We start from the raw sequence: 19,650 nt of genomic DNA, 5'->3' as shown, positions 1-19,650 counted from the left end.
CTGTGTGCTTTCATTTCTTTGGCATCCGCCATCATGGTCCTGGTTGTGCACGCAGTTTATGCCTGGCTCTGAAGGAGCTGGCTCCCGATCTGCTGCTCGTCGAAGGCCCAGCTGATGCTCAAGAGATTGTGCCATTGCTCAATAACCCGCAGATGTCTCCTCCAGTAGCTCTTATTATCTATCGTAAGGATCAGCCACGTCAGGCAAGCTACTACCCGCTGGCGGTCTTCTCACCCGAGTGGCAGGCGCTACGCTATGCTCTCCAGCACAATATTCCAACGCGCTTCATCGATCTGCCGCTGGCGCTACGCCTCGACAGCAGAGAGCCAGAAGAGGAAGCAAAGGAGGAGGCAGCTGACCCGTGCTCTCCTTCCGAGGAGGAACCAGAGGCGTTTGAGGAGATCGCCGACGACCCGCTGAGCCTGCTCTCTCTGGCAGCCGGCTATCAGGATCATGAACTGTGGTGGGAGCAGCAAATTGAGCAGCGGCGGAATGTCCAGGGGATCTTCGAGGGGCTTCGCGAGGCGATGCGTGTGCTTCGTGGAGGAAGGACGCCACGCCATCGCGAGGAGGCCCAGCGCGAGGCCCACATGCGTCAAATGCTGCGCCAGGCCCGCTCAGAGGGTTTTCAACGCATCGCCGTCGTCTGCGGCGCCTGGCATCTGCCCGCCCTTGAAGACCTCGACGCTTTCTCGGAAGTTGATGATCGCGCCTTGCTGCAGAGCTTGAAGCCCGTGAGTGTCGTGGCAACCTGGATTCCCTGGAGCAATGACCGTCTGACCTACGCCAGTGGCTATGGCGCAGGCATCGCCGCCCCCGGCTGGTATGAGCTTCTCTGGTCGGCGCCGGCACAGGCCGGTATACGCTGGCTGATACGCGCCGCCGAGCTGTTGCGTCAGGAGGGCTTCGATGTCTCATCTGCCAGTGTGATCGAGGCCGTACGCCTGGCCGAGGCTCTGGCAGCGTTGCGCGATGTGAGCGCTCCGGGCCTGGCAGAGCTGCAAGAGGCCATTCAGAGCGTGTTCTGCCGGGGAGAGACGGCCCCTATGCAGCTGATTGAAGAGCGCCTGGTCACTGGCTCGCGTATGGGAAAAGTCCCGCCGGAAACGCCTGTTGTTCCTCTTCAACATGATTTAGAGCAACAACAGCGACTTCTCCGTTTGAAGCCTTCTACCGAATTCAAGGAGCTTGAGCTGGATCTGCGCAACGAGACCGACCGCGCCCGCAGCCGCCTGCTTCATCGGCTACGCCTGCTCGGTATTCCCTGGGGTGAGCCGCTGGCTGTCGCGGCCAGCAAGCGTGGCACCTTTCATGAGTGCTGGAAGTTGCAATGGCAGCATGAGTTTGTCCTCCTCCTGATCGAGGCTAACGTTTGGGGCAATACGCTGGAGAGCGCCGCTACGAGCTTTGCTATCAGGGAAGCAGAGCACTGCCAGGAGCTGGCAAGGCTCACGGAACTGCTGGATCAAGTGTTGCTGGCCCAGTTGCCATCAGCCGTTGCTGGCCTGCTGGATCAGATCCACGCTCGCGCCGCTCTGGCCAGCGATGTGCGCCATCTGATGGATGCTCTGCCCGCGCTGGCTCGTGTTGCCCGCTACGGCGATGTACGCGGGAGCGATACACAGCAGGTGCAGACTGTCGTCGAGGCTTTTTTCGCTCGCATTCTGATCGCTCTGCCAAGCGCCTGTCTGGTTCCCGACGAGGAGGCCGCCCGCGAACTGCTCGCCAGTATCCAGCGCCTGGACAGCAGTATCCTGGCACTCGCCGACGAGGAGATGTACACGGCCTGGTGCTCTTTGCTGGAGCGCTTGAGCGAGACTGAGGGCCTCCATCCCCTTCTGCGGGGCTCCTTCTGCCGACTCCTCTTGGATCGACAGGTCCTGGAGACTGCCAGGCTCTCCAGGTTGGCTCATCAGCAACTGTCTCCCGCTGTCTCGTTGGAAGAGGCCGCTCTTTGGCTGGAGGGCCTGCTGGCTGGTCGAGGCCAACGTCTGTTGGCCATCGATGAGCTGTGGCAGGCTCTCGATGGATGGCTACAAGAGCTTACTGCTGAGCAGTTTCTGCCACTGCTCCCCCTGCTGAGACGTGCCTTTCGCGGCTTCAGCAGTGCCGAGCGGCGCGCGATGGGCGAAAAGGTCCGCTATCTCTACCGTCCTCGCCCGGAGCAGGCCAGCAGCAGCGCCGCTGACCTTGATGAAAAGCGAGCTAGCCTTGTCCTGCCTATTCTGAGCCAATTGCTGGAGGTGACTCTGCATGCCGATTGAAGAATACGAGCGTCTGCGCCGCTGGCGCCTTATCCTCGGCCCCCAGGCCGCCACTGCGCTGGGGATCGGTGGACCAACAGAAGATCAGTCCGGCTTCGGCGAAGATGACAGGAAGATCGATCAGGCCCTGGAGCTGCTCTATGGCGTTGAGCGTTCTGGCAGCCTGGATGGCTCAAAGCCCTATATCGCGCGCTGGTTGGGAGACATCCGCACCTACTTCCCCACTTCAGCGGTGCGCATCCTTCAACAGGACGCCGTCAAATTACTCAATCTGCGACAATTGCTGCTAGAGCCAGAGCTATTGACAACGGTCGAGGTCGACTTGCAGCTCGTCACGACGCTGCTTTCGCTCAAGAGTGCTCTGCCCGAGCACACGCGCGAGACAGCGCGCAGCGTTGTGCGCAAGCTTGTTGAGGAGCTGGAGCGCCGTTTAGCCCTCCGTATGGAGCAGGCAGTACGCAGTAGCCTTCGTCATATGAGCCGTAGCACGCGCCCGCGCCCTACCGAGATCGACTGGGACCGCACGATTCGTGCCAATCTCAAGCACTACCAGCCTGAGCAGCACACCCTTATTCCCGAACGGCTGATTGGACATCAACGGCGGCAGCGTCATGCTGCTCTGCGCGATGTCGTGCTCTGCATCGACCAGAGTGGCTCTATGGCGGCCTCGGTCGTCTATGCCTCGATCTTCGGGGCAGTGATGGCCTCGCTGCGAGCTGTTTCGACGCGCATGATTGTCTTTGATACGGCGGTGGCTGATCTGAGCGGGCATTTGCAAGACCCTGTCGAACTGCTCTTCGGCGCTCAGCTCGGCGGGGGCACCGATATTAACCAGGCCCTGTGCTACTGTCAGCAGATCATTAGACGTCCTCAAGAAACGGTCTTGGTTTTGATAACGGACCTCTACGAGGGAGGCGACGCCCAGGAATTGCTCAAGCGCGCTGCCGCGCTGGTGGGCAGCGGTGTGCAGCTCATCTGCCTGCTGGCCCTCAGCGATCAAGGGACGCCGGCCTTTAATAGTGCGCTGGCCGGGCAGCTAGCAGCTATGGACATCCCGGTCTTCGCCTGCACACCGGACCTTTTTCCCGAGCTGATGGCCGCCGCCCTGCAGCGCCGTGACTTGAACCTTTGGGCAGCTCAGCAGGGTATTCCCACCGTGCGCGCCGCCCAGGAGTAAAGCTCGGGACGTGCTGGGGGCGCATTAAGCACCGAGGCAAGGGCCGACCTTGCTCTCTGGCTCTCCACGCCCAAAAGCTACCTTTCGTCAGCAAAGGAGCTGAAGAGATTGTTGAGGGCCTCGGAGAGCGTGGGATGCGCAAAGATGGCGTCGCGCAGAACGGTATAGGGGAGCTGGCCGAGCATGGCCAGCTCCAGCATGGCCATGATCTCACCTCCCTCAATCCCGAGAATAGCCGCCCCCAGGATCTGCCCACTTTCGGCCTCGACAATGGCCTTCATGAAGCCACGGGCCTCATCTACTTCGAGCGCGCGAGCGACGGCGCTCATGGGCATTTTGGCCACGCGAATGCGCCGTCCGCTGGCCCGCGCCTCAGCTTCGGTCAGGCCAATGCGTCCGAGCTGGGGATCAATGAAGATGGTGTAGGGGACAAGACGGTCACGGGTGCTTGCCTGACCACCCTCCAGGAGATTAGTGCGCAGGATGCGGAAGTCATCGTAGGAGATGTGCGTGAAGGCAGGACCGACACGGGCATCGCCGATGGCATAGATGCCGGCTACGCTGGTTTCAAGACGCTCGTTCACCAGGATGTGCCCACGCTCGTCGGTGTGCACACCACAGGCTTCGAGATTCAGGGTATCAGTGTTGGGCTGTCGACCAGTGGCCAACAGCAGATGCGAGGCGCTAACCTGGCGCTCGCCCTGGGGCGTGGTTACGCTCAGGCGCAGCTGGCCATCGGGGTCCTGCTCTACTCGCTGAGGGGTGCTCTCCAGCAGCAGCTCGACGCCATCTTCGCGCAGAATCTGAGCCACCGCCTCGGCCACATCCTCATCTTCACGCGCCAGCAGCTGCTTGCCACGATGAACGAGTGTGACACGGCTGCCAAAGCGACGAAACATCTGGCCAAATTCGAGGCCCACATAGCCCCCACCGATGATGAGCAGATGGGATGGTAAGCTATCCAGCTCCATCACGGAGGTCGAATCCAAGGCTGGTACACTCTCCAGTCCTGCCAACCTTGGCCGGGCCGATCTGGCCCCGACATCGATCACGATGGTCTCGGCCCGCAGACGGCGCAGGGCTCCATCAGCGAGCCTCACTTCCAACTCTTTGGGGGCGACGAAGTAGGCCTCCCCTTTGAGCAGGTCGAGACCCGCCGCCTCTCTGATTCGTCGCTCGCTTCCTTGACGGAAGCTCTCAACGATGGCACGCTTGCGCTGGCGCACTGTGCCCATCTCTACCTGTACTTCCCCTTCAGGAAGACGCACCCCATAGCTGGCGGCCCGGCGGACAAGGTAAGCGACGCGGGCGCTGGCAATCATGGTTTTGGTAGGAGTGCAACCCGTATTGATACAGGTGCCGCCAACGTGCTCGCGCTCGATCAGGGCCGTCTTGCGTCCAGCCCGGGCCAGTGCCGTAGCCAGGGGGCCACCTCCCTGGCCAGCACCGATGATGATGGCGTCATAGACTGCCAGAGATGCGTCAGTACTTGTCATGATTGCTCTTCCTCTTTCTTTACTCGGGCAAGCCTGTCTGTTTGATTGCTTATCCGTTTTTTTTCGCTCATGCCATGCCTTGCTCTGGTACTACAGCCAACACGCATGGCGGCTGGGCACAGTGTCAGCTGATGTGCATCTCTCAGCGGGGACACTGACGCAGTTCACCTCGACTCTCCCGGGGGGATGACGCTTTCCTCCCCCTGGCCGGACCAACAGCAAGGCTGTGATCGTCTGGCAGACTTAGCGCACCTGAGTCCAGACTGCAATGCAAAGCCAGCTTGTTCTGTAGCGCTCCCACTCAGCCGGCAGCTCGTTGAGGGCCTGGGCCATTTCCTGAGACGTTAGCCCGAGATGGGTCACCAGCGCTGGCTGCAGGTGGCGCAGGGCCTGGAGCACATCACAGCAGAAGAGTCTCCCAACGGCTGACCCCCAAAGCGGAGCAACGATCCTGCGTACATGGGGCACCAAGCCAAGCGCGGTAAGGAGCTCAGGCAGCTCCAGGGCCAGTGAGAGCTGAATGCCCCGGCAGAGGAAGAGTCGGCGCAGCCAATGTTGGACCAGTAAGGTTCGGGGACCTGGATTCAGGCAGCGATCGCTCAGTTCGACCAGTTCGATCCAGCCGGTGCTAGCCGTCACGCGCCTCAATTCCTTGAGGACCTGGTCCCAGGCCGCCAGAGGAATGGCTTCCGCCAGGAAGCGCTGATGGGTATAGTCGCTGATGCCATCGTCTACGGGTAGTCCTTCAAGCAGGCTGGCCCGCAGTACCTGGCAGTTACGCGGTAGCCTGCGCAAGAGGGTCAGGTCGCTGTCAACTGTAAGCACGGCGGCCTCTCTCCAGTAGCGCGCTGCCTCCTTCGCCCAAATACCTGTTCCTGTGCCTACGTCAAGAATGACGCGCGGACGCTCAACTGGCGCCAGAAAATGGGTGCCCAGAAGACGGTAGAGGGTATAGTGCTGAAATTCCAGGCGATCCTGCTCGCTGGCTGTGCGAGGCAATAGATAGGCATCGTGTACGTCGGGCCGGGCCTGCTGGCCCTGATGAGAATCATCAAGCATGGCCGAACCTGCCTCTCCACAGTGATGACTGCTACGATCAGACGAGGACCTCTGAGCAATACACGCTTCCAGTCTTCTTGCCTTTCATCCGTGCGCGCCCCACAGCCAGGCGCCTTGATAGCCACTTGGCTCGAGGCAGGCTGCTCGCGCATTTTCGCGCTCAAGGGTAGTTCAATACAGGAAGGGGCGTCAAGAGCATTGATGCTACCCGGCTATTGCCAACACCAGCCAGTGAGGCTGCTAGCCCGCCTCACCTCTTACAACTTCCTGGCTTTACGACAGGCGCTCTTCTGGTCAGGATAGTCAGGTCGCTCTATAATACTACAAGGCAGTGCTTTCGGACGGAAGGCCGCTCGCTTCAGCAGGGCGGCCTTTAGCTTGCCGCCGCGGCCTTCGCGCCGTGATCAGCCCCCTGTGCTCCCAAGTCATGAACTGGGCGGCGACGCCATTACTTTCGCTGGATAGGAATGATTCTGAATTGATGAGAAACGCCTTTAGCAGCACTCTGGGCACAAGCACAGAGTCAGAGCCTGCGTTTTTCCTCTGGCAGCGACAGCGCCTGCTTCCTCTGCTGATGGAAGCCCACGAGCGCGCTTTGCACACAAGGCATCCCGTGCTTGTGAGCGTCAGCGGCCCTCTGGCGCTGGCCAGGCAGCTTTTGCCTTTCTCCATAACCCACCAGCCGCCGGCGGACGAGAGCACCGACGCCCATCCGCATTCTGCCAACGAGAGCGAGCGAGCAACAGCAATAGCCTCAACTGGGCTTGATCCCTTGATCTGTTTCGCAATCGGGCCAGCGCTGGGCTTCACAGAACGCTTCTACTGGCAAGAGCCAGGGGAGCAACGGATTCTGGTCGGCCTCGGGAGTGCGGTCACGCTGGAGGCCCAGGGATCTGAGCGCTTCCACCAGTTGGCCGGAGCCTGGCAACGCCTGGCGGCGGAGGCCCTGATTGTGGCGGAGCCAGCGCCCGCCGGTCACGGCCAGCTCCTCCTCTTCGGAGGCTTCGCTTTCGATCCAGAGCAGCCACGCTCAACGCTCTGGGAGGACTTTCCCGATGGGCTGCTGATGCTCCCCACCTTCTTGCTCACCTTTGCTACGTCCGAGCCCACCCTAACGGTCAACGTACTGGTCGAAGCAGCAATGGACCCGCTACAGCTGGGGGACACTGTTATGGCGCAATTGGAGGCTCTGGCCCGGGCGTTGGCCAGTCTTCCTGCTGTTCCTCTCTCTACAGCTGCGGTAGCAACGCCATCTTCTCTGCGCCTTGAGCCGTTGCTGCCGCCGGCAGCCTGGAAGGCACAGGTCGCCCGGGCTGTCGACCAGATCCGCAGTGGCGCCTATGACAAAGTCGTCCTTGCACGCGCCATGCGCCTGCTGCGCCAGGATGGCATCTTTGAGCCAGAACCGGCCCTTCAGCGTCTACGCGAGGGCTATCAGGAGGCCTACCTCTTCGCCTTCAGTCGCGCCGGGAGCTGCTTTCTGGGAGCTACGCCTGAACGCCTGGTCCAGGCTCAAGGCGGCGCAGTAGAGACCATGGCCCTGGCTGGGTCCGCTCCCCGTGGTCGCTCTCCTCATGAGGATGAGCAGCTCGCCCGTGAGCTGCTGGGCAGTAGCAAGAATCAGCGCGAGCATCAGATTGTAGTGGAGATGCTGCGGCAAGCCCTTGGACGCCTGTGCACCGAGATTCATAGCGATCCCGAGCCGCGCCTGCGTCGCTTGAAGAATATTCAGCATCTGGAGACGCGCATTACCGGCAAATTGTCATCTGGTCGTTCAGTATTGGAGGCCCTAGAAGAACTACACCCCACTCCGGCGGTTGGTGGCTTTCCACGGGCCGCCGCTCTGGCAGCGATTCGCTCTGGCGAGCAGCTTGATCGTGGCTGGTACGCGGCCCCTATTGGATGGGTGGATGCCGCCGGCAATGGGTCTTTCGCTGTGGCTCTGCGCTCAGCCCTCCTGCGAGGTCAGGAGGCGACGCTCTTCGCAGGCGGCGGGATTGTGGCCGATTCCGATCCGGCCAGCGAATATGCTGAGACCCAATGGAAATTTCGCGCCATGTTAGGGGCGCTGGGAGTGGATGAAGACGATGACGAGAGCAACTTCCGATAGATCGACTCCAGCCAATCCACTCTACGCTTACGTAGGAGCCTTTGTCTCCGAGCTCCGGCGGGCTGGTATTGCTCATGTGGTGATCTGCCCCGGATCGCGCTCGACACCGCTCGCGTTGGCTTGCGCAGAGGAAGAGGGCCTGCGCGTCTGGATGCACATCGACGAACGTGCGGCAGCATTCTTTGCCCTTGGGATGGCCAAGCGGCTGGCCTCGCCCGTGGCTCTGCTGTGCACTTCGGGGACTGCAGCAGCAAACTTTTTTCCGGCCATCATCGAGGCCCGGCTGACGCGCGTGCCGTTGGTGATCCTGACCGCTGATCGCCCGCATGAATTGCGCGATTGCGGAGCCCCCCAGGCCATCGATCAGATCCGTCTCTATGGCGTCTACGTGAAATGGTTTATGGACGCGGCCCTGCCCGAGGCAACCACGACAGCCTTACGTTATATTCGCACGCTGGCCAATCGGGCAGTGGCACTGGCACGCGCCAGGCCCGCCGGCCCTGTCCATCTCAATCTGCCTTTCCGTGAGCCACTGACGCCTGAGCCACAGCCCCAGCTGCTGCCCCCCACCACTGAGCGTGATCCGTTCGCCTGGGAGGGACGAGCCGAGCAGGTTCCCTATGTGCGGGTCACGGAGTCGGAAGGCGCTGGCCTGCCCGCGGCAGAGGTGGCACGCCTGGCAACCCTGCTGCGTCAGCACCGCCGCGGCCTGATTATTGCCGGGCCACAGAGCCAGCCAGGTCTGGCCCCGGTTCTCCAACGCCTGGCCGAGCGCTGCGGCTATCCGCTCCTGGCTGATCCCCTCTCACAGGTGCGCAGCAGCGGGCAGTCCACCGGTTCAGTCCTGTGCAGCTACGATGCCTTTCTGCGCAGCGAGCGCTTTGTCACCAGCGCCGCCCCTGAACTGGTGCTACGTTTTGGCGCCATGCCTACCTCTAAGCCGCTCTTGCTCTATTTGCAGCGCTACGCCGATCGACCACTGCTGGTGGTCGACGAAGCCGGCGGCTGGGAGGAGCCGACGCAGCTCGCCAGCGAAATGCTTCATGCTGATCCTGTGGTCGTCTGCGAGCAGCTGGTCGAGGCCCTGGCTCAGACAGGCAGCAACGAAGAGCATCAGGAGGGGTGGCTTGACCACTGGCAGCAGGCCGAGCGGCTGACCCAGCAGGTCCTGCGCCGGACAATGGAGACATTTCGCCCGCTGTTCGAAGGCCGCGTCTTTAGCGAGCTGGCAGAGCTGCTGCCCGACGGCAGCACGCTCTATGCGAGCAATAGCATGCCTGTGCGCGACCTGGATACCTTTTTCTGGAGCACCCGGCGCATCCGCTGCCTGGGCAATCGCGGCGCCAATGGGATCGACGGCCTCCTCTCCAGTGCCCTCGGGGTGAGCGCCGCTCAGCAGACCCTGGCCGATGCGGGACCGGTGGTGCTGGTCATCGGTGATTTGGCTTTTCTCCACGATCTCAATGGTCTGATCGCTGCCCATCTGCACCGGTTGCCGCTATTGGTTATTCTGATCAATAACGACGGCGGCGGAATCTTCTCCTTCCTGCCCCAGGCAGCCTACCCGCAGCACTTCGAGCAGCTTTTTGGGACGCCCACCGGTCTGAATTTCGCACCCGCTGTAGAGATGTATGGCGGGCGGTTTCGCCGCGTTCGCTCCTGGGAGGAGTTCCGCCACGCCTGCCGGGAGGGGTTGAGAGACGGCGGGCTACAGGTGATCGAGGTTGTCACCGAGCGGGCGAGCAATGTACAGCTCCATCGCCAGCTCTGGCGAGCGGTGGATCAGGCATTGCCTTCCGTGGCCAGCGAGGGGGTATAATGGGGAAGGTACAGGTTGAGCGCCTTCTTCTTCAGGTCAATGGGCTGCATCTCAGCCTGCTTCAGGCTCTCCCGCTAGACCAGCAGAGCCAGCCGACGTTGGTTCTGCTACACGGTTTCACTGGCAGCGCTCTCAGCTGGGGTGCACTGCTCGAGGAGTTTGCCGGAGCAGGTTTCAAGGTCATCGCCTTTGATCTGCATGGCCACGGCCTCTCAGAGGCGCCCGCCACTCCTGAGCGCTACAGCATGGAGCACTGTCAGGCCGACCTGCTCGCCGCCTTGCGACAGCTCGGAATCGCCCCCCGTGAGGCGATTCTCCTCGGCTACTCGCTAGGGGGACGGATCGCGCTCTACTGTGCTTTCTCTGGCTTCTTCCGCGCCCTCATTCTGGAAAGCGCCTCGCCTGGCATTGCTGATCCTCAGGAGCGTGCAGCGCGCCAGCGCCAGGACGAGGAGCTAGCCGCCAGCATCGAGCGCGAAGGAGTGGCGGCCTTTGTTGCTCGCTGGGAGCGGCTGCCGCTCTTCGCCAGTCAACAGCGCCTGCCCGAGGGACAACGGGCTGCCCTGCGGGCTCAACGCCTGGCCAATCGTCAGCAGGGCCTGGCTGGCAGTCTGCGCGGCCTAGGCACCGGCGTACAGCCCCCCCTACATGGGCGGCTGCCGGAGTTGAAGCTGCCGGTCTTGCTGATCTGTGGGGCCTTGGACGAAAAGTTTTGCTCCATTGGCAAGGAGATGGTTCGTCTCCTGCCCAAGGCCACCTTAGCGATCGTACCAGAGGCCGGCCACACGGTCCATCTGGAGCAACCAGCCCGCTTCACTGAGCTGGTTCTCTCTTTCTGCTCCACCCTGGCACTCGCAGGAGAGCAGAGGAGCTGAGGGGACAACAGCGCCGTGAGTAACCTCAACGAAGAAAGGGGAATAGTGCAAAGCTATGCCTGTTGCTTGGCAAAAGGTCTGCGATTATCAAGATATTATTTTCGAGAAGGCCGAGGGAATCGGCAAGATCACAATCAATCGCCCGGAGGTCCACAACGCTTTCCGTCCCGAGACCCTGAGCGAGATGATCGACGCCTTCAACCGCTGTCGCGAAGACCCCGAAATTGGCGTGGTGATCCTGACGGGCGCCGGCACGAAAGCTTTCTGCTCCGGCGGCGACCAGCGCGTGCGCGGCGAGGGCGGCTACGTTGATCAGGGCGGCGTGCCACGCCTCAATGCCCTGGATCTCCAGAAAGTGATCAAGTATCTGCCCAAGCCTGTCATTGCGATGGTGGCCGGCTATGCCATTGGCGGCGGCCATGTGCTGCATGTGCTCTGCGACCTGACCATCGCCGCCGACAACGCGCGCTTTGGTCAGGCCGGGCCGCGCGTAGGCAGCTTCGATGCCGGTTGGGGCGCGACCATGCTGGCGCGTATCGTTGGCCATAAGAGAGCCCGCGAGATCTGGTATCTGTGCCGTCAGTATACCGCCCAGGAAGCCTACGAGATGGGCCTGGTCAATAAGGTGGTACCGCTAGAGGAGCTAGAAGAGGAGACCATCAAGTGGGCTAAGGAGCTGCTGGAGAAGAGTCCCACGGCCCTGCGCTTCCTCAAGGCCTCTTTCAACGCCGATACGGATGGCCTGGCTGGTCTGCAGGATTTGGCCGGCAATGCGACCATGCTCTTCTATATGACTGAGGAGGGCAAAGAGGGACGCAACGCTTTCGTGGAGAAGCGTAAGCCGAATTTCTCCAAGTTCCCACGCCTGCCCTAGTGCACCAGGCTGCCGAGCGAGGACAGAGCCGCGATGGTCGCCGATCTCACGCTTGAGCGTATCCGCTGGCAGGTCTATTGTTTGCCGCTGCGCGCTCCCTTTCGCACCGCTCACGGCCTGCTCAGTAAGCGCTGGGGAGCCATTGTCGAGGTGAGTAGCGTCGGCGGGAGCCTCCAGGGCTACGGCGAGCTGGCTCCCCTGCCGCCCTTTAGTCCGGCGCTGAGCAGCGTTCTGGCAGCTCTGCCTGCCTTGGTGAAGAGCCTGGAAAGGATCTCACTGGGTGAGGCCCTGGCCCTGCTCCAGGAACAGCAAGCGGCAGGCAGTCTACCAGCCCCGGCGACCTTCGCGCTGGAGGTGGCCCTGCTCGATCTGGACGCCCGCGCACGCGAGCAGGGCCTGCTCGCTCCCTATGCCCGCCGCGCTGTACCCGTCAATGCCGTCATTGGCGCCTCCGCACCTGACGAGGCCGCGCAGGCTGCTCGCCAGGCAGTGGCCGCCGGCTTTCGCTGCCTCAAGCTCAAGCTAAGCGGCAATGAGCAGGAGGACGACGAGCGCCTGGCAGCGGTGCGCGCCAGCGTGGGAGAGGCCATCGCCCTGCGCCTGGATGCTAACGCCAGTTGGAGCCTGACGCAGGCCCAGCGCCTGCTACGGGCCTATGCCCAGCATAATATCGCCTACGTCGAGCAGCCCCTGGCAGCCAATGACCTGGAAGGGCTGCGTCAGCTGCGTCGTCGCAGTCCTGTTCCTATCGCCGTCGACGAGAGTCTGAGTAGTCTGGAAAGCGCTCGCCAGGTGCTGCGCCTGGAGGCCGCCGATGTGCTCATTCTGAAACCGCAGTTTTTTGGCGGCCTCCGACCAGCCCTCCAGCTCATTGAGGAAGCCGCCGCCCACAAGGTGACCTGCGTCATCACCAGCGCTCTAGAGGCGGGCATCGGCGTCTGCTCCGCCCTGCACCTGGCCGCCGCGCATCCCGCCCTGACCGAGGCTGCCGGCCTGGCGACCCTCTCGCTACTGAGCACAGACCTACTCGCAGAACCGCTCGCCCTTAATACCGGCCAGCTCCAACTACCGCCCGGGCCGGGCCTGGGCGTGAGACCGGATCAGGCAGCTCTGGCCCACTATTCAGTACTATGAGAAGAAGCGCATCGAAAGGAGGGAGAAGAGAGAGAAACATGGACCCGGATACATCCCAGACGGCAGCGGGGTCCGTCCACCTGCCCGACTGGCTGCAGCGCTGCGCAGAAAATCGTCCTCAGCATCTGGCCGTTCAGAGTGGGGTCTTGCGCTGGAGCTTTGCAGAGCTGGCCCAGCAGACTACCCAACTGGCCCAGCAGCTCGCTGCCCTTGGCATCAGCAGCGGCAGCCGCGTTGCCCTGCTGGCAGCTAACAGCCCGGCTTACGTCGCCTGCGTCCACGCCCTGACCCGCTTGCAGGCCATTCTTGTCCCGCTGAACACGCGCCTGAGCGAGGCCGAACTCAGCTGGCAGCTCCAGGACGCCCGTGTCAGTCTGCTCCTGAGCGATCCAGGACAGGCGGAGCGAGCGCGCCGCCTGGTCGCAGCACTGCCACAGCTCTCCTCGGCAGTGTTGCAGTTACGACCGGAGGGCAGCGTGGCGCTCGATCCTTTCCCCACGCAGACGCAGACCGGCGGCTTGACCCCTGCCCCGTTGATCGATCTCAACGCGGTACAAGCGATCATGTACACCTCTGGCACCACGGGCCAGCCCAAAGGCGTGCTCATTACCTATGGGATGCACTGGTGGAATGCCATCGGTTCTGCCTTGAACCTGGGTCACCAGCTCGACGACTGCTGGCTGGCCTGCCTGCCCTTCTTCCATATCGGCGGCCTGACCATCATCATGCGCAGCGCCATCTACGGCATCAGCATTAATGTTCACGAGAAATTCGACGCCAGCGCCGTCAATCGCTCCATCTTCAGCGAGGGCGTCACGATCATCTCAGTCGTGGCCGTGATGCTCCAGCGCATGCTAGAGGCGCTGGAGAGCGAGCAGCCAGGAGCGCGCTATCCGGCCCACCTGCGCTGCGTCCTACTGGGTGGAGGACCAGCCCCACGCCCCTTGCTCGAAGCCTGCGCCGCGCGCGACATTCCCGTCGTCCAGACCTATGGCCTCACTGAGGCCTGCTCGCAGGCCGCCACGCTCTCGCCCGCCGATGCCCTGCGCAAGCTTGGCTCTGCCGGGCGCCCGCTGCCTCCAGTACAGTTGGAAATCCGCCAGAATGGCCGATGCACTGCTCCCAGAGAAGCCGGGATGATCTATCTCAAAGGCCCAACTATTACCCCGGGGTACCTCGACCGTCCCGAGGCTACAGGCGAGGCATTGCAAGATGGCTGGCTGGCAACCGGTGATATCGGCTATCTCGATGAAGAGGGCTATCTTTATGTGCTCGACCGCCGCTCCGATCTGATTATCTCGGGCGGTGAAAACATCTATCCTGCCGAAATTGAAGCCGCCTTGTTGAGCCATCCCGCTGTCGCGGAAGCCGGCGTCTGCGGCCAGCCCGACCCGCACTGGGGCCAGGTACCGATCGCTTTTGTACGCCTGCGTCCAGGCCATTCAACGAGCGCCGAGTCGCTGCTCTCCCACCTGCAAACACGCCTGGCACGCTATAAGCTGCCGCGCGCTGTCCACTTTGTGGCCGAGCTGCCGCGCAACTCTTCCGGCAAATTGCTGCGCCGCCAGCTTCCCTCACTGCTGCAGCATGCGCTAGACTGAGAAGAAGGAGCCCCTGGCAACGCTGGCACTCTGCCAACTCGCCAGCGACCACGGTGCGCCTATCTACCGGAGAGTCAACAACGAGAAGGGAGAAAGGAGCCACCACCATGCAACGCATTGCCTTCTTGATGAGTGTGAAGCCCGGCCACGAGGAGGAATATAAGCGCCGCCACGACGAGATCTGGCCAGAGATGGTGGAGGCGCTGCGTCGCGCCGGCGCCCGCAACTACAGCATCTTCCGTCACGGCACGCAACTCTTCGCGTACCTGGAAACCGATGATTTCGAGCGCATGGCCAAAACCCTGGCCGAAGACCCGGTTAATCAGCGCTGGCAACAGTGGATGGCCGACATTCTGACCCAGGAGATCGATCCACAGACGCAGTGGCCGCCACTACTGCCTGAAATGTTTCATATGGATTAACCATCTAACTTACTGCTTATACAAGCCATCACTGGTTTCGGGGCCACTGGAGACCATGAGGCGCTCAGTGGCCCCTCTGGCCAGAAGATCGCCACCCTGACTCGCTCCTCCTGTCTCTCTCGTCCCCCGCTCACTCGTGTTGAGGGAGGTGATGCATCGCTCACGGCCAAGAATGGCATCGTTGTCCCAGCAAGTCATGGAGGTTACCATGCCAGACAAAAAGCCCCTCAAAGGGGTAAGCGAAAAAGAAGAGCGGCAGTACGAACACATCAAAGAAGAGGCCGAGAAGAGTGGGCGCTACGGCAAGCGAGCACGTGAGGTCGCTGCCCGCACCGTCATGAAGCAGCACCACGAGAAAGGGCACAAAAAAGGCGAGTAGCAGCTCGCTTTTCCACTGCCCACATCCAGGCAGAGAGGGGCTGCTCGCCCGACGCCCGAGGCCAGGACCGAGCCAGTTCTCTTCTTTGCCTGGCCCTGCTAACGAGGAGAAAGGCGATGGCATTGACCGCAGGAAAGGTCTCTGCCTCACTCAGTTTCCCATCCCTCGAAGCTTACCCCCGGCCAAACCGCCTCTGAAGCCATTCGCCCTTGACACACCCATAGCCATTGCCTATAACTAAACCAATAAGAAAGGTGGAAGCTTTCCCCTCCATCCCTTCTTGAGTAGTAGGGCAGGCCAGTAGAAGCACAAGAGTATAGCCACAACTCAACAACCAGAGAGCAGCGGGCCGGTGCAGGCTCAGCAGCGCGCGCCCTCTACACTCACAGGAGAGCAGCCGCAGGACCCAGCAACAGCTCAAACCAAACACAGCACACGGGCGACAGGAGCAGAGAGCGATGGTCTCAGCAACAACCCAGCCACTGGTTCTGCGCAACCCTATCGGCAGTACCTGGCACCAGGCTGATGGCAGTGACACCCTGGAAGCACGCCATCCCGCCACCGAGGCAGCAGTGACCAGCGTCCCTCTCAGCAACGCCCGAGAGATTGGGGCCACCATCTCCAGCACCGCCGCTGCCTTGCCGAGCCGGCGCGCCACACTCCCCCGAGGAACGCGCTCGCTGCCTCCTCAAACGGCGCCCATACGAGATGAGCCGCGCAAAGAGCTGGCCCGCCCCATCACGCCCAACACGGACCAACCCACCGACCGTGGCCTGGCATCCTCCATCCCCCAGGCCAGGACACCGCGCGTTTCTTTAGCGAGAGCAAGGTGGTCATCTCACGCCGGGAGAGCGGCGACGACAGCCGCCTAAGTGGCACTGGCGCTAACAGAAGGATAAATGGCATGGCGCGATTGTGAGCCTGCCAGCCAGATCGCGCCCGGTAGCGCGGGTGTTCCTCGTCAATTTTTGGTCTAGTGGTCTAGATGTCTTGACAGATCGCAGGAAAGGGAGTATAGTTTCTAGAGAACTGGTCTAGACGATCTGTCATATTTCTCAAAAGAGGGGTCGGAGGCAGAAGGGCTGCGCCGACCGGGAAAGGAGTGACGAGAGGAAGGCAGGGCGGCGTCGTGGCGCCCGCAACGGGGAGCGGGTAAACGCGCGCGCTCGTGGCACCGATCCGCAGAGACACGAGACGAGAGGGGCGACCATCACCTTAGCTTAGCAGTATCGACAACCGAGAGAGCGGCTCAGCTTGGGCCGTGCCGAGGCGAGCAGTCAGGCAAGGAGCAACTCGGGCGGCGCGGCAGAAGCCAGAGAGCGCAGGCATTCATTTCCTCCCTGGCCAGGGGCAGGCTGGGCTGGCGTTCAGAGACAGCGTTTTCCAGCCTGCGCTGATCAGGCCCACGCGGAGCACCAACAAGCGGTAAACACTCACCGTATTTCAAGAGCCGTTACAGGAGGTTCTTTGTGTTTGGCAACCCAGAGCGCACAACAGGCATGAAGCGCAAGGTCGGCACCCTGTGTCTCAGCCTCCTGGCCATCCTTGCGCTGCTGCTCACAGCCTGTGGCGGGAGCAGCTCGCAGAGCAGCCAGTCCGGCAAGAAGGTCCTCACTCTGGCTGCGCAAGCCAGCGCCTTCACCGACCAGGGTTTCAACCCTTATGCTCCCACGCCGAACATCGGCATCAACGGCTTCGTCTACGAGCCACTTGAATTCTGCAACGTCAACGACAACACCTATCATCCTCTGCTAGCCCTCAGCCATCAATTCAACAGTGACTACACCCAGGTCACTTTCCACCTGCGGCAGGGCGTCAAATGGAACGACGGCCAGCCCTTTAGCGCCGACGACGTCGTCTTCACCTTCAACGCTCTCAAGCAATATCCTGCTGCGGACCTCAATGGCGACTGGGGCTATCTCAAGAGCGTCACGGCCCCTGACGCCAACACGGTTGTCATGACCTTTCAGAAGCCCTTCCCCGGGGCGATCTATTACATTGCCGGCCTGACCGTCATCATCCCCAAACACATTTTCGAATCGGTCGGCGACGTTACCAAATATTACAGCAGCAAGCCAGTCGGCACTGGCCCCTTCGTCGTAGGCAAATATACCTCTGATCTTCTGGTACTGGACAAGAACGCCAACTACTATCAGGCCAACCTTGTCAAGGTCGATCAAATCAAGGAGCCGCGCTACAAAGACAACGATGCCTTCAAGCTGGTCATGCCCAGCGGCCAGGTCGACTGGTCGGGCTACTATGCAGACAACCTGCAGCAGAACTTTGTAGCCAAGGACCCGCAGCACTTCCACTACTTCATGGCCCCAGTTGACGAGTTTGGCATCTTCATCGACGTGCATGATCCACTGCTGAGCGATGTGGCGATCCGCAAGGCGATCAGCGTAGCTATCGACCGGCAAGCGGCGGCCCAGCAGGGCGAGTCGGGCCTTGTGCCCCCCGCACCACAAACAGGTCTGCTCCCCACGCCTGGCAATCAGCAATACGCCTTGCCAGAGTATGCCAACCTGTCTACGGCTCCCAATGCGAGCCAGGCTCAACAGATCCTCAAGAGTGCCGGCTATACCCAGGGAAGCGACGGGATCTTCACCAAGAATGGTCAGCGCCTCTCCTTCGAGCTGATCTCGGTCGCCGAGTACTCTGACTGGAACAAGTGGGCCCAGGTGGTGCAGAGCAACCTGAAGGCCGCGGGCATCGATATCCATATCAAGCTGATGCCGGAGGCCCAGTATCTGACCTTCCGAGCAGCAGCGAAACCGTACCAGCTGATGATCAGCGGCGTGGGAGGTGGCCCCACTCCCTACTCCATCTACAATGGCACGCTGAGCAGCCAGAACATTCCGCCCAATGGGCGCAACAGCAGCTACTGGAAGGACGCCCAGACCGATAAGCTCCTCCAGCAGTTCGCTTCGACGATGGACCCCTCGGCCCAGAAGCAGGCGATCCAGGGTCTGGAACGCATCATGGTTGAGCAGGTGCCCTGGATTCCGGTGGTGGCCGGCGCTCGCTGGTTCGAGTACAACACGACGCGCTTCACCGGCTGGCCCGACCAGCAGAACCAGTACGCTGTCGGCTCGCCTTACTCCTATCCCGATAATGAGATCATTGTGATGCACCTGCAGCCCGTTTCGTAGGCTCCCTCCCCTACTTCCGGGACCTGCCGAGCAGCGGGATGGCCTCTCGGCCCTGGCCAGAGAGGCCATCCTCTTGTCTGAGACCAGTCCAGGTGAGAGGAACGGCAGGCGCAGGCGAGTCATCTCTCTACGTTGACCGTTGTTCTGCTTCAATCTTGATGGTATACTCCCCCCAGATGGGGAGAATCTCTGAGGAGCGCGCCTTGCCTATCTGCGCTGCCCGCGAGCCTCGATAACAGGTCTGGCGCAGCGTAGATCATGGAAGGTACGAAGGAGTCCCTGAATGCGCCACTTGCTTCGTCGCATTCTGTTCTATCTGTTTGCTGCCTGGGCGGCAATTACTCTGAACTTTGTGATTCCGCGCCTGGCTCCAGGTGACCCGGCAGCGGTGCTGTTAGGCAATCTGCAGAGCCGCGGTATTCACGTGGGCGCCGCCTACTTGAAGGCCATCCAGGCGGAGCTGGGCTACAATACCAGCGACCCGCTCCCTGTCCAGTACCTCGACTACCTCAATAGTTTGTTGCACGGCAACCTTGGGGTGGCAGTAACCTCCTCCTTCGAACCGGTGACCAACGTCATCGGGCGCGATATCTTCTGGTCGCTGGGTCTGGGCCTGGTCTCTGTGACCCTCAGTTTTGCCCTCGGCTGCCTGGTGGGCATCGTTGTGGCCTGGAAACGCGGCTCGCTGCTCGATACGATCCTGTCGCCACTGCTGAATTTCCTGTCGGCGATTCCTTACTTCTGGATGGCCCTCTTGATCCTCTACATCTTCGGCTTCGAGCTGCGCTGGTTCCCCCTGACCGGTGGCTACGATGAGCTGAACGTCGACCCAGGATGGACGCTTGATTTCATCGCAAGCGTGATATATCATGGGATCTTGCCAGCCCTGACGATTGTTATCGCTTCCGTCGCCGGCTGGATGCTCACCATGCGCAACTCGATGATTACGACGCTCTCAGAGGACTACGTGCTGATGGCGAAGGCCAAAGGTTTGCACACCAGTCGCATTATGTTCGCCTACGCGGCCCGCAATGCGATTCTGCCCAATGTGGCCGGCTTCGCTATCTCGCTAGGCTTCATTGTCGGCGGCCAGTTGCTGACGGAGATGGTCTTCTCCTACCCCGGCATCGGCTACTCCCTGCTGCAGGCGGTCCAAAACCAGGACTATTCTCTGATGCAGGGCATTTTCCTGGTCGTCGCCCTCGGCGTGCTCGGCGCCAATTTCCTCGCCGAGTTGAGCTACGCCTTCCTCGATCCCCGTGTCCGCCTCGAAAGGAGCGCCTGACCA

At 61.5% G+C, this 19,650-nt stretch carries 15 protein-coding genes; 13 read left to right on the top strand and 2 right to left on the bottom strand.

Translation table 11 applies throughout. The features are described 5' to 3' along the window. Window positions 1-2: 2 nt before the first annotated feature. Together N688_RS08775 and N688_RS08770 are read left to right on the top strand one after the other, a co-directional pair. On the top strand, window positions 3-2,264 hold the full coding sequence (locus N688_RS08775; RefSeq protein ID WP_052888927.1) for a DUF5682 family protein: 2,262 nt from the start codon (window positions 3-5) through the stop codon (window positions 2,262-2,264). Beyond that, a complete protein-coding gene (locus tag N688_RS08770; protein ID WP_052888926.1) occupies window positions 2,254-3,441 on the top strand; it encodes a VWA domain-containing protein in 1,188 nt (395 codons plus the stop codon). The genes N688_RS08775 and N688_RS08770 overlap by 11 nt, the downstream gene beginning before the upstream one ends. Before the next feature lie 77 nt (window positions 3,442-3,518). Here the strand turns inward: N688_RS08770 and N688_RS08765 are convergent, their stop codons facing one another. Both N688_RS08765 and N688_RS08760 read right to left on the bottom strand, forming a co-directional pair. Continuing rightward, window positions 3,519-4,937: a mercuric reductase gene (locus N688_RS08765; protein WP_052888925.1), complete on the bottom strand. Its 1,419-nt coding sequence runs from the start codon at window positions 4,935-4,937 to the stop codon at window positions 3,519-3,521. Between the two features lie 243 nt (window positions 4,938-5,180). Then, the gene (locus N688_RS08760) at window positions 5,181-5,996 is read right to left on the bottom strand and encodes a class I SAM-dependent methyltransferase (protein WP_052888924.1); all 816 of its coding nucleotides are present in this window, start codon (window positions 5,994-5,996) and stop codon (window positions 5,181-5,183) included. Between the two features lie 481 nt (window positions 5,997-6,477). On the opposite strand from N688_RS08760, the gene N688_RS08755 reads away from it, so the two are divergent. The 11 genes from N688_RS08755 to N688_RS08705 all read left to right on the top strand — a co-directional run bounded on the left by N688_RS08755 (window position 6,478) and on the right by N688_RS08705 (window position 19,647). After that, complete coding sequence (locus N688_RS08755; RefSeq protein WP_052888923.1) at window positions 6,478-8,106, top strand: isochorismate synthase; 1,629 nt, start codon at window positions 6,478-6,480, stop codon at window positions 8,104-8,106. After that, window positions 8,084-9,925 carry a 2-succinyl-5-enolpyruvyl-6-hydroxy-3-cyclohexene-1-carboxylic-acid synthase gene (gene menD, locus N688_RS08750; RefSeq protein WP_052888922.1) on the top strand — a complete coding sequence of 614 codons (1,842 nt, stop codon included), beginning with the start codon at window positions 8,084-8,086 and terminating at the stop codon, window positions 9,923-9,925. The genes N688_RS08755 and menD overlap by 23 nt, the downstream gene beginning before the upstream one ends. Next, the gene (gene menH / locus N688_RS08745; RefSeq protein WP_052888921.1) at window positions 9,925-10,800 is read left to right on the top strand and encodes a 2-succinyl-6-hydroxy-2,4-cyclohexadiene-1-carboxylate synthase; all 876 of its coding nucleotides are present in this window, start codon (window positions 9,925-9,927) and stop codon (window positions 10,798-10,800) included. The genes menD and menH overlap by 1 nt, the downstream gene beginning before the upstream one ends. 55 nt (window positions 10,801-10,855) lie before the next feature. Beyond that, window positions 10,856-11,674, top strand: a complete 819-nt coding sequence (gene menB, locus N688_RS08740; protein WP_052888920.1) for a 1,4-dihydroxy-2-naphthoyl-CoA synthase — start codon at window positions 10,856-10,858, stop codon at window positions 11,672-11,674. 33 nt (window positions 11,675-11,707) lie between these two features. After that, on the top strand, window positions 11,708-12,808 hold the full coding sequence (menC, locus tag N688_RS08735; protein ID WP_052888919.1) for an o-succinylbenzoate synthase: 1,101 nt from the start codon (window positions 11,708-11,710) through the stop codon (window positions 12,806-12,808). A gap of 38 nt (window positions 12,809-12,846) precedes the next feature. Beyond that, window positions 12,847-14,409 (top strand): o-succinylbenzoate--CoA ligase, encoded by a 1,563-nt coding sequence (locus N688_RS08730; protein WP_052888918.1) that lies wholly within the window; start codon window positions 12,847-12,849, stop codon window positions 14,407-14,409. A gap of 107 nt (window positions 14,410-14,516) precedes the next feature. After that, complete coding sequence (locus N688_RS08725; RefSeq protein WP_052888917.1) at window positions 14,517-14,831, top strand: L-rhamnose mutarotase; 315 nt, start codon at window positions 14,517-14,519, stop codon at window positions 14,829-14,831. Window positions 14,832-15,039: 208 nt separating this feature from the next. Continuing rightward, window positions 15,040-15,210, top strand: coding sequence for a hypothetical protein (locus N688_RS23345; RefSeq protein ID WP_202901875.1), 171 nt, complete (start codon window positions 15,040-15,042; stop codon window positions 15,208-15,210). A 458-nt stretch (window positions 15,211-15,668) separates the two neighbouring features. Then, window positions 15,669-16,082 carry a hypothetical protein gene (locus N688_RS08715; RefSeq protein ID WP_052888915.1) on the top strand — a complete coding sequence of 138 codons (414 nt, stop codon included), beginning with the start codon at window positions 15,669-15,671 and terminating at the stop codon, window positions 16,080-16,082. A gap of 597 nt (window positions 16,083-16,679) precedes the next feature. Then, a complete protein-coding gene (locus tag N688_RS08710) occupies window positions 16,680-18,362 on the top strand; it encodes an ABC transporter substrate-binding protein (RefSeq protein WP_052888914.1) in 1,683 nt (560 codons plus the stop codon). A gap of 283 nt (window positions 18,363-18,645) precedes the next feature. After that, complete coding sequence (locus N688_RS08705) at window positions 18,646-19,647, top strand: ABC transporter permease (RefSeq protein WP_052888913.1); 1,002 nt, start codon at window positions 18,646-18,648, stop codon at window positions 19,645-19,647. Window positions 19,648-19,650 lie beyond the last annotated feature (3 nt).

The organism is Thermogemmatispora carboxidivorans (assembly GCF_000702505.1).
In the GTDB taxonomy this organism is placed as follows: Bacteria; Chloroflexota; Ktedonobacteria; order Ktedonobacterales; family Ktedonobacteraceae; genus Thermogemmatispora; species Thermogemmatispora carboxidivorans.
The sequence above is the reverse complement of the archived record's forward strand: the minus strand, read 5'-3'. Positions and strand labels throughout refer to the sequence as shown.

Coding starts and splice junctions, on each gene's coding strand:
- N688_RS08770 (WP_052888926.1), top strand. CDS start 2,254: ATGCCGATTGAAGAATACGAGCGTCTGCGCCGCTGGCGCCTTATCCTC.
- N688_RS08765 (WP_052888925.1), bottom strand. CDS start 4,937: ATGACAAGTACTGACGCATCTCTGGCAGTCTATGACGCCATCATCATC.
- N688_RS08760 (WP_052888924.1), bottom strand. CDS start 5,996: ATGCTTGATGATTCTCATCAGGGCCAGCAGGCCCGGCCCGACGTACAC.
- N688_RS08755 (WP_052888923.1), top strand. CDS start 6,478: ATGAGAAACGCCTTTAGCAGCACTCTGGGCACAAGCACAGAGTCAGAG.
- menD (WP_052888922.1), top strand. CDS start 8,084: ATGACGAGAGCAACTTCCGATAGATCGACTCCAGCCAATCCACTCTAC.
- menH (WP_052888921.1), top strand. CDS start 9,925: ATGGGGAAGGTACAGGTTGAGCGCCTTCTTCTTCAGGTCAATGGGCTG.
- menB (WP_052888920.1), top strand. CDS start 10,856: ATGCCTGTTGCTTGGCAAAAGGTCTGCGATTATCAAGATATTATTTTC.
- menC (WP_052888919.1), top strand. CDS start 11,708: ATGGTCGCCGATCTCACGCTTGAGCGTATCCGCTGGCAGGTCTATTGT.
- N688_RS08730 (WP_052888918.1), top strand. CDS start 12,847: ATGGACCCGGATACATCCCAGACGGCAGCGGGGTCCGTCCACCTGCCC.
- N688_RS08725 (WP_052888917.1), top strand. CDS start 14,517: ATGCAACGCATTGCCTTCTTGATGAGTGTGAAGCCCGGCCACGAGGAG.
- N688_RS23345 (WP_202901875.1), top strand. CDS start 15,040: ATGCCAGACAAAAAGCCCCTCAAAGGGGTAAGCGAAAAAGAAGAGCGG.
- N688_RS08715 (WP_052888915.1), top strand. CDS start 15,669: ATGGTCTCAGCAACAACCCAGCCACTGGTTCTGCGCAACCCTATCGGC.
- N688_RS08705 (WP_052888913.1), top strand. CDS start 18,646: ATGCGCCACTTGCTTCGTCGCATTCTGTTCTATCTGTTTGCTGCCTGG.